General features: G+C 61.8%; 11 protein-coding genes and 1 pseudogene. 8 read left to right on the forward strand and 4 right to left on the reverse strand.

Annotated elements, in window-relative coordinates; all coding sequences use genetic code 11:
• Window positions 1-201: 201 nt before the first annotated feature.
• On the forward strand, window positions 202-942 hold the full coding sequence (locus HDG37_RS31875) for a FadR/GntR family transcriptional regulator (protein ID WP_184054612.1): 741 nt from the start codon (window positions 202-204) through the stop codon (window positions 940-942).
• Between the two features lie 17 nt (window positions 943-959).
• On the opposite strand, the gene HDG37_RS31880 is transcribed toward HDG37_RS31875, so the two are convergent.
• Window positions 960-1,280: a hypothetical protein gene (locus HDG37_RS31880; RefSeq protein WP_184054614.1), complete on the reverse strand. Its 321-nt coding sequence runs from the start codon at window positions 1,278-1,280 to the stop codon at window positions 960-962.
• A gap of 258 nt (window positions 1,281-1,538) precedes the next feature.
• On the opposite strand from HDG37_RS31880, the gene HDG37_RS31885 reads away from it, so the two are divergent.
• From HDG37_RS31885 to HDG37_RS31900, 4 genes are all read left to right on the forward strand, one after another.
• Window positions 1,539-2,843, forward strand: a complete 1,305-nt coding sequence (locus HDG37_RS31885) for an ATP-grasp domain-containing protein (protein WP_184054616.1) — start codon at window positions 1,539-1,541, stop codon at window positions 2,841-2,843.
• Between the two features lie 10 nt (window positions 2,844-2,853).
• Window positions 2,854-5,553, forward strand: a complete 2,700-nt coding sequence (locus tag HDG37_RS31890) for a CoA-binding protein (protein ID WP_184054618.1) — start codon at window positions 2,854-2,856, stop codon at window positions 5,551-5,553.
• Between the two features lie 202 nt (window positions 5,554-5,755).
• Window positions 5,756-7,054 carry an MFS transporter gene (locus HDG37_RS31895; RefSeq protein ID WP_184054638.1) on the forward strand — a complete coding sequence of 433 codons (1,299 nt, stop codon included), beginning with the start codon at window positions 5,756-5,758 and terminating at the stop codon, window positions 7,052-7,054.
• Between the two features lie 53 nt (window positions 7,055-7,107).
• Window positions 7,108-7,890, forward strand: coding sequence for a substrate-binding domain-containing protein (locus tag HDG37_RS31900; RefSeq protein ID WP_184054620.1), 783 nt, complete (start codon window positions 7,108-7,110; stop codon window positions 7,888-7,890).
• A 40-nt stretch (window positions 7,891-7,930) separates the two neighbouring features.
• On the opposite strand, the gene dctA is transcribed toward HDG37_RS31900, so the two are convergent.
• The 3 genes from dctA to HDG37_RS31915 form a co-directional block, all read right to left on the reverse strand.
• Window positions 7,931-9,253: a C4-dicarboxylate transporter DctA gene (dctA, locus tag HDG37_RS31905; protein WP_184054622.1), complete on the reverse strand. Its 1,323-nt coding sequence runs from the start codon at window positions 9,251-9,253 to the stop codon at window positions 7,931-7,933.
• A complete protein-coding gene (locus HDG37_RS31910) occupies window positions 9,250-10,218 on the reverse strand; it encodes a LysR family transcriptional regulator (protein ID WP_090806635.1) in 969 nt (322 codons plus the stop codon). The genes dctA and HDG37_RS31910 overlap by 4 nt, the downstream gene beginning before the upstream one ends.
• A 407-nt stretch (window positions 10,219-10,625) precedes the next feature.
• Window positions 10,626-11,963, reverse strand: a complete 1,338-nt coding sequence (locus HDG37_RS31915) for a sorbosone dehydrogenase family protein (RefSeq protein ID WP_184054624.1) — start codon at window positions 11,961-11,963, stop codon at window positions 10,626-10,628.
• Window positions 11,964-12,293: 330 nt separating this feature from the next.
• On the opposite strand from HDG37_RS31915, the gene HDG37_RS31920 reads away from it, so the two are divergent.
• The 3 genes and pseudogenes from HDG37_RS31920 to HDG37_RS31930 all read left to right on the forward strand — a co-directional run bounded on the left by HDG37_RS31920 (window position 12,294) and on the right by HDG37_RS31930 (window position 13,963).
• Window positions 12,294-12,869: a cytochrome b gene (locus tag HDG37_RS31920; protein ID WP_184054626.1), complete on the forward strand. Its 576-nt coding sequence runs from the start codon at window positions 12,294-12,296 to the stop codon at window positions 12,867-12,869.
• A gap of 9 nt (window positions 12,870-12,878) precedes the next feature.
• Window positions 12,879-13,364: pseudogene (locus HDG37_RS31925) on the forward strand (VIT1/CCC1 transporter family protein); the annotation flags it as partial.
• Between the two features lie 113 nt (window positions 13,365-13,477).
• Entirely contained in the window at window positions 13,478-13,963 is a 486-nt protein-coding gene (locus tag HDG37_RS31930) for a universal stress protein (protein ID WP_260335173.1), read from the forward strand.
• The last annotated feature ends 19 nt before the right edge of the window (window positions 13,964-13,982 follow it).

Consider the following 13,982-nt stretch of genomic DNA (forward strand, 5'->3'; position numbering starts at 1 on the left):
TCGGTCAGGCCAATCTGATGCAGATTAAAGAATAAACGGCGATTTTGGTCAAGCCAATTTGCAAGATACTTCTTCTGGCCTTACCAAGGGCAAACCCGAACTGTTCCTGCGAAATGCGCTGAAAACCTTGTCAGGCTTGCGTGGTAGACTTTGATCGCTGGTCGACGGACGACCCGGGCCATTTATCCTTCCGGCAGCAAAATGAAACAGACCGAGCCAAAGCGGCTTTACCAATTGGTCGCCGACCAGATTCGCGGCCTCATCCACGGAGGGGATTTCCCGCCGGGGTCGAGACTGCCGCCGGAGCGCGAGTTGTCGCAGCAACTGGGTGTTTCGCGCCCGTCTCTGCGCGAGGCGTTGATCGCACTGGAAATCGGCGGCAGCGTCGAGACCCGCATGGGTTCGGGCGTCTATGTGCTCGAAACCGCAAACGAACGTGAAGGGTCACTGGCTGTATTAGGCGAAAGTCCGACGGAAATCATGCAGGCCCGGGCCGTCATCGAAGGCAGCCTCGTCGTGCTCGCCAGCACGCGGCTTACGGCCGGCTCTCTGGACCGGTTGCGGCGCAGCGTGGATGCGATGCATCGCCTCGCCTCTGCCGGCAAATCTCCTCTGGAACCGGACCGGCAATTCCATCTGATCATCGCGGAAACGGCCGGCAATACGGTGTTGAGCCGGTATGTGGCCGATCTGTTCGACGCGAGGCGCGATCCGATCGGGGCGAGGATTAGCGAACTCGTCGAAAATACGGCCACGTGGATGGCTGCGGTTGAGGAGCACGAAAATGTTCTGCATGCACTGCAAGCAGGAGACCCTATTGCTGCAGAAGCGGCGATGCGATCGCATCTGAAATCTTCTGAAGAGCGTTGGGTCGGAAGTGACATCAAGAAAGTTGCACCCAACGATGCCGACGGTAAAGCTGGCCGCGTGCGACTGAGTTGAGTTGCGAAGTCGACTGGTTAGAGCTTTCGCCGAAATTTCGCCTTCCTGGCGCTCGCGTATAAAGTCGCCCCAAAGAAGGAAAGCCGTTCCACGCACTGGACGGCAAGCGCGTGACCACCACGTGGCACATGGAGGACTGGTTCGGCCTGTTCCTTCAGCTCGGCCGGGTTCCCTGCGCAATCCTGAACATCGCCGTGAGGCGCACCATGAAAGCAGCACTTGTCGCCACAACGTAACGGCGTTCGACGGTATTGATAACCGTTGAACATCAATGCTTCAAAAAATTGCACTTCTCGTTCGGGGCGTCTTGAGCAAATATCGATGCTCAAGAAGTTCATAAACGCGTCGACAGAGAACGCATCGGAGACAGGCGCGAAACGCAGAACAGCGTTTCGCCGCATTCCAGTGCAACCCGGTCACGGGTGCCGCCAACGGTAGCCGATGCCCATCTCGCATGACCCACCTCGCGTTGTGAATCCTGCCGCTGCTTTCACGCGAGTCCACGGCAGATGAGCATTTCGCGCCTTCCGCAGCGAGCTAAGCGAACTCAGTACCTGCTTCATTCGTCATTGCCTTGAATTTCAGGAGACACTCATATGCAGATCACCGGAATGTTGCATGGCGCGCGCCTATTGCAATTCGTCGGATTCCCGGCCAGCGAAGTGCTGGGGCCGAGCGCCAGCGAAGAGGAGATAAAGTCGCTGATCGACCGCCACGGGCAGGTCTTTATCAAGCCGGTATTCAAGGGCGGCGTGGGCAAGAAGGGCAAGGCCGGGTTGCTCGGGCGCGCGACAGATCTCAAGACGGCGCTCGCCGAGAAAGAGCGGCTGTACTTCGCCGAGCACGTCGTGGGTCATGTGCGGGCCAAGGCGAACGGCGTCACGTTCGAAGCAGGCGTACCGGCCAAACATGAAGTCTACTTCTCGATCACCGATTCCACCCGCTTTCGCGCTCCCACCATGACGCTGTCGCACGCGGGTGGCATGGACATCGAAGAGGTCGATCCAAAGCACGTCGCAATGGTGCCCTTTGATGCATTGACCGGCCTGAAGGCGTTCGTCGTCGCGAATGCGTTGAGCGAGATCGGCGCGCCGCGCGAGATCATTTCCCCACTCGTGCAGCAATTGCCGAAGCTCTGGGAGCTCTTTCACGACTTCGGCATGACGACGCTCGAACTGAATCCGATCCGCATGCGCGAGGACAAGAACGGTCGGCTCACACCCGTGGCCTGCGACTTCAAGTGCGGGTTCGACCGTGACGACCCGCGCTTCTCGCGCCTCGGCCTGCCTGCTCACCTGTTCGCTGCCGACTACTCAGACTTCGAGCAGGAGATCAACCAGCTTCGCACGCACCAGGGTCAAAGCGATGTCTATGTGATCAATGACAAGGGAACGATCCTCGCGCCCACGTTCGGCGGCGGGGCCAACTCGCTCGTCACGGAGATGTTGGGCGACGCAGCCATCATCTCTTCGGATTTCGGCGGCAATCCTCCCTACGAGAAAATGAAGGAAGTGGCGCGCATCTGCTTCCGACATTGGCTGAAGCAGTCCAACGTACTGTTCATCATTGGCGGCAAGTCCAACAACACCGATATCTACGAAACACTGCGCGCGATGGCCGATGCGCTACGCGAGCACTTCAGCGAGCACGGTCCCACCCCGCTTTATGTCGTCCTTGGGCGCGGCGGTCCAAACCTTGTTCGTGGCATGTCGGCACTGCGCGACACCTGTGATGCGCTCGGCCTTCCCTATCGCCTGTTCGGCTTTGACTCCGACATCAGCGAAGTGATCCAGTACGCACGGAAGGCCGATGCGTGGATGCAATCGGGAGGACGCGCGCAGGTCGCAGCGCGCATCGGCGCGCGTCAGACGCAACCGCAAGCGGATACGGCAAAGGCGTAAGGAGATCGACATGGTCAAGCAAGGCAATAATGATTTCAGGTATTTCGTCGGCATCCAGTCGCTTGCACAAATAGTCACGCGCGAGGACCGCGTTTGTGTGCTCAACATTCTGGGAGGCGAGTCGTCGGACGTGACGCCGGTGAGCCACGCGTTTTCCGGTGGGAATATCGTATTCGGCACTGCGCCCGGCAAGCGCGGGCAGGTGCTCGTGACGCCTGCCGGCGACATCCCCGTCTATAACAACGTGCGCGAAGGCCTCGAAGCCGGGCATCGTTTCAATTGCGGCGTCGTCTATCTGCCGCCGTCGGCCGCGCGCGATGGGGTGGCCGAACTGATCCGCGTCAATCCCGATCTGCGCAAGATTTTTATCATTACGGAGAAGATCTCCGTGCACGACGCTCGGGAAATTCGCGCGATGGGCCAGCAAGCAGGCATCGACATTTTTGGCGCGAACGGGCTGGGCGTCGCGGACTCCTGGCAGCGGGTGCGCATCGGGGGTGCGCTCGGCGGCGATGATCCCGGCGCAACTTTGCGGCGGGGCTCGATCGCGATCTTTTCCAACTCGGGCGGTTTTAGCACCACCATTGCGCAATATCTGCGCATGAGCGGCTGGGGTACATCGACCGTCGTATCGAGCGGCAAGGACGTCTACATCCACTATGCGGCGCCGGAGTTCGCCTTTGCCCTCGCCAACGACGCGCGCAGCAAGGCTGCCGTACTGTACTGCGAGCCGGGCGGCTACTACGAGGCCGACGCCACATTTACGAAACCCGTCATTGCCTGCGTGGTAGGCCGCTGGAAGAGTCGTCTGACGCGCGCGGTGGGGCATGCGGGCGCAATGGCGGGCGGCGCCGACGATGCTCTTGCAAAGGAGCGTTGGTTCATGGAGAAGTTCGGCGTCGAGCGTCTTTTTACGCCGGACGATCCATGCTGCTCGGTGAAGGGCGCCGTTGTGGCAAACATCGCGCACATTCCCGCCGCGCTCACCGCAGTGATGCGCGCGAACGCGACGATGCCCGACTTTGAGCCGGAAGGCAGCCTCTCGCTCAAACCGTGGTTTGGCTCGGATCAGGGGATCGAACTGCCAGACGACCTCGCCCTGCCGGTCGTGGAAGCAGTCGCGCCGTACAACGAACAGATTACGCGGGCGAACAGCCAGATCGGCGCAATCCCGCCGCGCCAACCCTTGAAGGACGCTTCGGGCGCCTCGCAGATGGACGCGAAAACGCAGGTGAGCAGCCTGCACGGGGTGTCCATGCTCGAAGCAGCGACGCGCTCGCTTGAGGAGAACATCTGCCTCGCGCTGTTGCGGGAGTTCGGCGGGGCAAACGACACAAAGCTCATCAACGTGGCTGTTGGCGCTGCAGTGAATCTGCACGGGACACCGGAACTGGCGGCCGCGCAGGCTTCGCGCGAGGCGGGCAATGCGCCCAATGCCGTGCTCGCGGCCGCGGCGGCGATCGTCGGGCCGAATCGCCAGCGTGCTGCGCGCGAGGCGGCAGCACTGATGATCGACGGCTTCGCGACAGCCAGACTCACGGACGCGTTCGACGAGAACTTTGATGTCGATGCCGTCCACACCGCGGACGCTGCGGCGCTGTTCTGCGATGAACCCGATCCAGAGGCGCAAGCCATGCTGGGCGGGCTCGCCTCGCGCGGCGTAAGTTCCGCAATCATCCGATGGCTGTCGTGTGGCCCGGGCCATCCGCGCCCGGAAGCTGTACTCGCGGCGATCACGACGACACTCGCCTGGGGCCCGCTCATGCGCAAGCGGATCTCCCGCCTGACCGCAGAAAGCTTGCCGTGGTGGACAAAGCTCTTCGGCACCATGATCGGCGCCTCAGCGGACGCCTCGCAGCACGGCCCGGACGGATTTTGCGGCTTCGCCACCGAAGAATTACTCGGCGAACGCACTCTGACGGAAATCGCCTTCGCAGCGCTGCTAAACCTGAAACCGACTGTCGACGATCTTTTCGCGTTCAAGACCCTTGTCGGTTTGCTGCTCACGAACGGACCCGGCGCCATTTCGGCGCAAGGCGCAAAGGGCGCAGTATCTGCCGATGGCCCGGAAAGTCCCGAACGGGTGCAGCTAAACAAGGCTCTGGCGGGGTTCCTGACGCACACTGGATATACGCACGGCGGCAACGGCTACGAAGGCATTGCGTTCCTCAACGAGGCGTTCCGCAGCAGCGGCCTTGAAGATCCGACCGATGCTCGTCATACCGTGGACCTCGAAGCGCTCGCCCGGCGCTCGGTCGAGCGATACGCGCAGTACAAGGCGCGCCAGAAGCAGTTGGGGAGCCTCGATATTGCGAAACTTCCGGGTGTTAATCATCCGGTCTTCAAAGACAAGCCGGTGAACCACGACCCGCGGGAAATCTTCATCGCCAACCTTTATGAAGCCCGCGGCGAGTACAACGCGTTTCATGCGTTTTACCGTGTGCTGGTGCAGGCTTTGTTCGACGCAGGTGTCTCGCGCAATGTCTATTGCGTCAATGTCGATGCCGTGATTGCCGCGTTGCTGTTGAAGATGCTGTGGCAGCCGCTCAAGCGCGGGGAGTTCAGCGAGGCGGACCTTGAAACGGCCGCGTTCACGATCTTCCTCTATCCGCGCATGCTGGGCTGCGCTGCGGAAATTGACGATCATTTGAACCGCGGACGCAATATGGACACGCGTACGGCCGCTTCCCAGTGTCGTTTCGTGGCCTGACCGCTGGCCTCTGATGGTCGCCGCCACGCGCTGGCGCACAGCTAACGCGCGGCGGCGGCGAAAAAGGGGGCGCCGATTGATAACCATTGGACATCAATCGTTCAGAAGATTGCACTTATCGTTTGATTGGCCACGGGCCAAAATTCCCGAAACGACAAAGAGCGGGACCACCGCATATCTCGGGATTTCAGGAGACACATTGATGCACCCCTCACCCTCTACCCTTTCGCTGGGACATTCAAAGGCCGCGGCGGTTTTCCGCGTGACGGCCGGAAATTTTCTGGAGCAGTTCGACTTCTTTCTGTTTGGCTTCTATGCAACGCAGATCGCCAACGTCTTCTTTCCGGCCGGGAGCGAATTTGCCTCGTTGATGATGACGTTCGCGGTCTTCGGTGCCGGTTTTCTGATGCGCCCGCTCGGCGCCATCGTGCTCGGCGCGTACATCGACGACGTCGGCCGCCGCAAAGGGCTCATCGTCACGCTCTCCATCATGGCGAGCGGCACCATCCTCATTGCGTTCGTGCCGGGCTACGCGACCATCGGCCTTGTGGCGCCCGCGCTTGTGCTGCTCGGGCGGCTGTTGCAGGGCTTCTCCGCGGGTGCGGAGCTGGGCGGCGTGTCGGTTTATCTCGCCGAGATGGCCACGCCCGGCCGCAAGGGCTTCTTCACGAGCTGGCAGTCCGCGAGCCAGCAGGTGGCGATCGTCGTGGCCGCGGGCCTCGGCTTCGCGCTCAACCAATCGCTGAACGCCGCTACCATCGCGGCGTGGGGATGGCGCGTGCCGTTCTTCGTCGGCTGCATGATCGTGCCGTTCCTCTTCGTGCTGCGTCGTAATCTGCAGGAAACCGAGGAGTTCAAGGCTCGCCAGCATCGCCCGAGCATGAAGGAGGTATTCACGACGCTGGTCCAGAACTGGACCGTCGTGATCGCAGGCATGATGCTGGTGGCGATGACCACCGCGAGCTTCTATCTCATCACGGTCTACGCGCCGACTTTCGGCAAGACGGTCCTGCACCTCAGCACCGCCGATAGTTTGCTTGTGACGCTGTGTGTGGCCGTGTCGAACTTCGTGTGGCTGCCGATCGGCGGAGCCCTCTCCGACAGGATCGGCCGCCGACCGCTCCTCATCGCCATGACGGTCCTCGCCATCGCGACCGCGCACCCGACCCTGTCGCTGCTCGCTCACGCGCCCAGCTTCGTCAACATGCTGCTCGCCCTCCTCTGGCTCTCGTTCATGTACGGCATCTATAACGGCGCGATGATCGTCGCACTGACGGAAGTGATGCCGGCGCAGGTACGCGTCGCGGGCTTCTCGCTCGCCTATAGCCTCGCGACCGCCGTATTCGGAGGTTTCACACCGGCGATCTCCACGGCGCTCATTCACATGACTGGCGACAAGGCCGCACCCGGCTACTGGATGAGCTTCGCGGCAGCGTGCGCCCTGATGGCCACGTTTGCACTCTATCGCCGCCGCGCAGCGACACTGACTCCGGCGCACTGATTCGCGTCTCGCTCCGCATGCGGCTAAACACACAATCTGACACGACTCCGATCATGAGAAATCTGTTTCTGAAACTATGCGCCGCAGCACTGGTCGCAACCTCGGCTGTTGCGGCGAACGTGCAAGCCGCCGACCTGCACGTCATGAGCTCGGGTGGCTTTACCGCAGCGTACAAGGTGCTCGGCCCGAAGTTCGCATCCGAGACGGGCAACACGCTCGACACCGCGCTTGGTCCGTCGATGGGCAAATCGCCCGAAGCGATCCCCAACAGGCTTGAGCGTGGCGAGCCCGCCGACGCCGTTATCATGGTCGGATATGCGCTTGACGAACTGATCCGGAAAGGCAAGGTCATCCCCGGATCGCGGGTCGAGCTAGCCGATTCGCGCATCGGCATGGTCGTGCGCGAAGGAGCGGTGAAACCCGATATCAGTTCGGCAGAAGGCCTCCGGCAGACCCTGCTGCATGCGAAGTCGATCGCGTACTCGGACAGCGCAAGCGGTGTCTACATTGAGCGGGAGTTGTTCAGGAAGCTCGGCATCGAGGATCAGGTCAAGCCGAAGGCGAAGATGATCCCGCGGATTCCAGTAGCCTCGGTGGTGGCGAACGGCGACTACGAAATCGGCTTCCAGCAGGTGAGCGAGTTGCTGCCCGTCAAGGGGGCGACCTTCGTCGGAAAGATTCCTGAGTCCCTGCAGTCGGTCACGCGTTTCGCCGCCGGCATTCCCGTCAGCGCACAGCATCCGAAGGAAGCGAAAGCCCTGCTCGACTACCTCGCTTCACCTGGCGTCCAGGCAGACGTCAAATCGACAGGGCTAGACACCGTCTCCGCTCATTGACGCAAACCTGAATGAAGGCTTGCCTCAGGCGGCCTTCCTGTCACATCCCCGAGGTATCTGTCGAGGTATCTCTCGCGGGATCCCCCGCACCGTCCGCGCCGCCTGGCGCTGCCGCCCCGAGCATTCGCGCAAGACGCGTACGATCGCAAGCACCCTCCCACTTCGAAACGAAGATCACCGCGCAGGCGTTGCTGATCACGCTCGTCAGGGCGCGCGCCTCGGACATGAAGCGGTCGATGCCCACCAGTAGCGCCACCCCGGCGACGGGCAGATCGGGAATCACCGTCAGCGTCGCGACGAGCGCCACCAATCCGCTGCCCGACACACCCGCCGCCCCCTTGGACGTGAGCAACATAACGGCGAGCATCATCGCGATCTGCGGCGCGGAAAGCGGCACGTCGCACGCCTGCGCGATGAACATCGAGGCGAGCGTCAGATAGATCGCGGTGCCGTCGAGATTGAACGAGTAGCCTGCGGGCAGCACAAGCCCCACAACGCCCTTGTCGCAGCCGAGCGCCTCAAGCTTCGCGATCAGGCGCGGCAGTACCGGCTCCGTCGACGATGTCGCGAGAACGATGAGCAACTCCTCGCGCATGTAGCGCAAGAGCCGCCAAAGTGCGAAGCCGTGCAGCCGCGCGAGCGGAGCGAGCACCAGCGCAATGAACAGCAGGCATGCCACGTAGAAGGACACCATCAACATCCCGAGCGAGCCGACCGAGCGGATGCCGAAGCGGCCCACCGTGAAAGCCATCGCGCCGAATGCCCCGAGCGGAGCGAGTCGCATGATCATCGCGAGGATGCGGAACAGGGCCTGGGCAATGCCGTCGATGAGCGCGAGCACCGGCCTGCCCGCCTCCGGACAGGAATTTAGCGCAAAGCCGAAGAGCAGCGAGAGCAGCAGCACTGGCAGCACCTCGCCCTTGTCGAAGGCGCCAAGCATCGTCTCGGGGATGACGCTCAGCGCGAATGCGACAAGGCCGCCCGGCTGCGCGTGCTTCGCATATTGCGCGAGGATGCTCGCGTCCAGATGGTTAGCGTCGATGTGCATGCCCGCGCCGGGCCGCAGCACGAAGGCCGTGACGAGTCCGAGCGCAAGCGCCACGGCTGTCAAAAAATAGAAGAATCCCAGCGCCTGAAAAATTGTGCGCCCGATGGCCTTCCCGCTCGCAAGCGACGTGATCCCCGAGACGATCGTGCAGAAAACGATCGGCGCAATCATCATCCTCACGAGGCCGATGAACCCGTCGCTCAAGGGCTTGAGCAGCGGGCTCGCTTGCGGCAAGAAGTGACCGAGCGTCATGCCGAGCATCATGCCCAGCAAAACCTGCAGATAGAGCGAACGAAGCGGTCTTGCCAACCTCATGATGCGGTTTTCCTGCCTGGCCGCTCTTTTGGAGACGTGTTATTGCCCACGGCATCGCTGCATGCGACGCCGCCGCGCTTCATCTCGACAATCGTTCTGTGAAACTCCTGCGCAGCCGGTGTAAGTGGACGTCCACGGCGTCTCACGATTCCCACGCGCCGCTTCACCACCGGTTCGACGAGCGGCACGCTCGTGAGGATGGGGTGATCGCGCCCGGGCATGGCCATCGACGGCACTGCGGCGACACCGAGCCCCGCTTCGATTAAACCGAGCATGGTCGTTACGTGACGCGTCTCGCAGACGCTCGGCGCACGCGGCGCCACGGCCGACAGCGCCTGATCGAGCAGCAGTCGGTTGCCGGAAGTTTTGTCCACCGAGACGTACTCGTGCTCGTAAAGCTCGTTCCAGGTCACGCGTTTTTTGCGCGCGAGCGGGTGATCACGGCGGCAGGCGGCCACGAAGCGCTCCTGCAGCAGAACCTTGAACTCGACCTCTGACTCCTGGCTGCCCAGAAAACTCACGCCGAAATCCGCCTCTCCGCTGATGACGGCGCCCAGCACCTCATTCGCGCTCATATCCAGCATCTTGACCCTGATGCGCGGGAAGCGGCGATGATAGCTCGCGACGGCGCTCGGCAGGAAGTAGTAGGCCACCGAAGGCACGCAGGCGATGGTGACACGTCCCAGTCGGCTCGAAGAAACATCGCGGATGCCGAGCAACGCGACGTCGAGATCATCAAGCAGCTGCTCGGCGCTCGGCGCGAATACCCGGCCGACGGTGGTGAGCGTGACGCTGCGCGTGGTGCGCTCGAATAGACGCACGCCGAGTGCTTCCTCGAGCTTGTCGATCCGGCGGCTCAAGGCCGGCTGCGAAATGCTCACCGCCTCGGCGGCCTTGCGGAAGCTTCCCAGTTCCACTACTGCTCGAAATGCCTGCAAGTCGTTCAAGTCGAAGTTGATACCCACGGAGTCATCCTCCACATCTTGGATGCGGCTATTTTGCATGAAGCAGCTCAAAGCGCCCATTGCGAACTACGCCCGTTCGCTCGGCCCTCCGGCGGTACTGCAAACGTGAGGCGCGACGGGCCGGTTTCACGGACTCAGCCGTCATTCATATGAGAGACGCGGGCATCGCCCTCTGGCCGACCACGGGCGAAAGCACGGCGCAGATGTTCCGACCAATTTCCGCAGACTGCCGAATCACGGCAATGCTAGCTCTACCGGCGGAGTGTCAACGTGATCGAGTTGCGGCTCCCGGCTTCAGAGGCGACGCCTCGGGCGTGCTGCTTTGACTGATGAAGCGGTTCTAATCGGCACGATAATCTTGTGTCCGCCCGGCTTCAGAGCAAAGCGGCCAGGGCTGTGTCATTTTTCTACCGGTGCGATGTCAGCGGATTTGACGTTGTTCGCGGCGCTACTCGCCATACAGCGTTACCGACGTCGTCAGCCACGAGCAAGGCTCCGTGCGCGTCCAGTGCGACGCCAACCGGGCGACCGACGGCGTAGCCGTCTGCGCTCAGAAAGCCGCTCAGGAAATCCTCAGGTACGCCAGCAGGTTTTCCATCGACAAATGGCACGAACACCACTTTGTACCCGGTCCGCGGTTTACGGTTCCATGAACCATGCTGGCCGACAAATGCGCCTCCACGATAATGAAGCGGGAACAGCGTCCGGTCGTAAAACACCAGGCCTAGCGAAGCCGTGTGATTGCCGAGCGCATAGTCAGGCGCGATGGCCTTTGCAACCATATCGGGGCGTTGCGGTTTGACGCGGGTGTCGATGTGCTGGCCGTAATAGCTGTATGGAAAACCGTAGAACGCCCCGTCTTTTACGGCTGTCATGTAATCCGGGACAAGATTGTTTCCGAGATCGTCCCGCTCGTTGACTGCTGTCCACAACGCGCCGCTGTCCGGTTGCCACGAGAGCCCATTGGGGTTACGCAAGCCTGTCGCGTAGGGCCGCAAGCTCTTATTGTCCACGTCGAACTCAAGGATTCGCGCTCGGCCTTCTTCGGCGTCGACTCCATTTTCCCCTGCGTTGCTGTTCGATCCCACCGTGATGTACAGATGCTTGCCGGAGCGATCGGCCAGGATATTTTTGGTCCAGTGATGGTTGATCGGGCCGGACGGCAAGTCGGCAACCTTGACGCCGGGGCTTGTAACCTGGGTGGCGCCCGTCACATAGTCGAAACGCAGCAGAGCGTCCGTATCGGCAACGTAGAGTTGATTGCCAATGAGCGCCATCCCGAACGGAGAGTGCAGGCGGCGCAGAAACACGGTCCGGGTTCTCGCGACGCCGCTGCCGTCCACGTCGCGCAACAGCACAATGCGATCGGGGCTCGGCACACCGGCGCCTGCGCGCTTCATGACCTGCTTTCTGACCCAGCCGAACAGGCCGCTGCCTTCATCATGTTCTTTTGGCGCGTCGCTTTCCGCTACCAGTACGTCACCGTTGGGTAGCGTGTAAAGCCAGCGCGGGTGCGCGAGGCCACCGGCAAACTCGGTGACGAAAAAGCCGTCGGGAGCGGTGGGCATGAAACCATCGGGGCGCGCCTGAACGGGCGCGATGTTGACCATCGGCAACAACGACGAAGCCGGAGCCGGCATGGCGGGCGACGCGCCGAAGCCCGCATCGCCTGAACTTGATGGTCCGATCGCGCAGGAGGCCAGCGGCAAAACCATTGAAACAGCCAGACGATTTAACAGGCGCATGTGGGTTCCGAACGATGAGCGTTGATTGATGATGCAAAAAGAGGAATAGCAAGAAGCCGGCCCGTGACGTTGCTCGCTAAGGCGCAAACTGCTCCGTGATTCACGCGGAAGCCCTCAGCCTCCCGGCTTCCCGGTCTTGCTGACGCAACGTTGGCGGCTATGCGGAAACAGCAGTGGAGTCGAGCATCCGGATCGTCCCTGCCGAGCGTCAGGTTTCCTTAAGGTAAGGTCGCTAGCATCTGCCGGATTTTTGCAGTACTTTTTCGGGCTGAATTCGCAGGATGCCCGCCTCATCAATTCATCAACTCGCGACAACTTGAGGGAGCAGGAATGGCTAACGCTTACGGAATGACGCGTCCGGCATACGATGCAGTCGCGCGCACGCTGCACTGGCTGACCGTCCTGTTGGTCGCTATGCAGTTTGTGATCGGCTGGACGATGCCGGATGTCCACAAGGACACGCAGCCCGTTAATCTGATCGCCTGGCATCTTGGCGTGGGCGCGACGCTCGTCGCCGTGATGGCAATCCGGGTGATCTGGCGATTGACGCATTGGCCCACGCCAGACCAGCTGCCGCCGCTACTCAGCGCCGCCTCGCGCATAACGCATGTTCTGCTCTACGCCGCCCTGGTGCTGGTGCCGCTGCTCGGCTGGATCAACGCGTCCTCACGCGGCTGGACGGTCCGCTTGCTGGGCGTCGTGCCTTATCCGGCACTGAGCGAACCGGGCTCGGCATTGGGCCACGAGATGGGGGACGTGCACGGCATCCTCGCATGGGTGCTCATCGCATTGATTGGTCTGCATGTCGTCGCAGCGCTGTTCCACCACATTGTTCTGAAAGACCACGTGCTGCAGCGGATGCTGCCCCACGCAGGGCCGTCGCGCGATCAGGTTCGAGACCGCTAAGGTCTGCCAATGCCCAAGGCTCACAAAGAACCGCATCGCACAAGGCGGGTGGCTGGCTGCGCGCCGCGGTGCCTGGCGCAAACGACGGCATCATTTCGACGGCAAGTCTGATAATCGGCGTCGCGTCCGCGCACGCCGAGCACGGCCACCTGGCGCTGACCGGCCTGGCGGGATTGGTAGCCGGCGCGATGTCGATGGCGACAGGCGAGTACGTATCCGTCTCGTCGCAGGCGGATCCCGAAACAGCAGCGCTCGCCGAAGAACAGGCGGAGCTCGATGCGGATGGCGCGCGCGAGCATCGAGAGTTGGCCGCGATTTACGTGCGGCGCGGTCTCGATATGGCGCTTGCCCCACGACGCACTTGGCGCACATGCCCGCGACGAATTGGGTATTTCGGAGACGACCGCGGCAACTCCATTGCAGGCCGCGCTGGCGTCGGCCAGCAGTTTTTCGGTGGGAGCCGCTTTGCCGCTCATCGTCACGGCGCTCGCCCCGCACAGGGGCAGCTTCGATATCGCCGGCTTGATGCACATCAACCCATCAAAGCAAAAAAGCGAGAGAATGAATCTCGGCGCTGCCGGAAATCTGAGCAGCCGGGAGATCAGATCATGACCGGGTCCAGTACAGATGTCGTTGCACACGGCGCTGTCAAACGCCTCCTCATCGCGATCGACTCGTCTGCGTCGTCGACACGAGCAGCGCAGTACGTGCGCTTCATGGCTGTATCCGGGGCGGAAGTTCGCCTCGTCTGCGTGGCAGAGAACCCGCGAAACATTGTGCCGCTCGGTGCACTGACCGACGCAGAACTCCAGAACGCGAGAGATGAGATCCATCGAGATGCCGCTGACGCGCTCCAGAGCGCGAAAAGCGTTTTCGCCGGCAGCAAACTTCCCGTCCAGCTGGACGTAATCGACCTATCCCGCCACGGTGGCTACACGGGGAACGCACTGGTCGACGCTGCAAACGAATGGCATGCAGATCTGCTCGTAGTCGGGGCACGTCAGCACCACGGCCTACTTGTTACGTCCCGGTCTAAATTAGGTTTGTCATCGCGAGCTATGTGGCGTGAGATTGCGAGGGGCGTCGCGCACTAAACGAGGAATGGAATGGGCC

It is taken from the genome of Paraburkholderia sp. MM5384-R2 (assembly GCF_014201025.1).
GTDB lineage: Bacteria > Pseudomonadota > Gammaproteobacteria > Burkholderiales > Burkholderiaceae > Paraburkholderia > Paraburkholderia tuberum.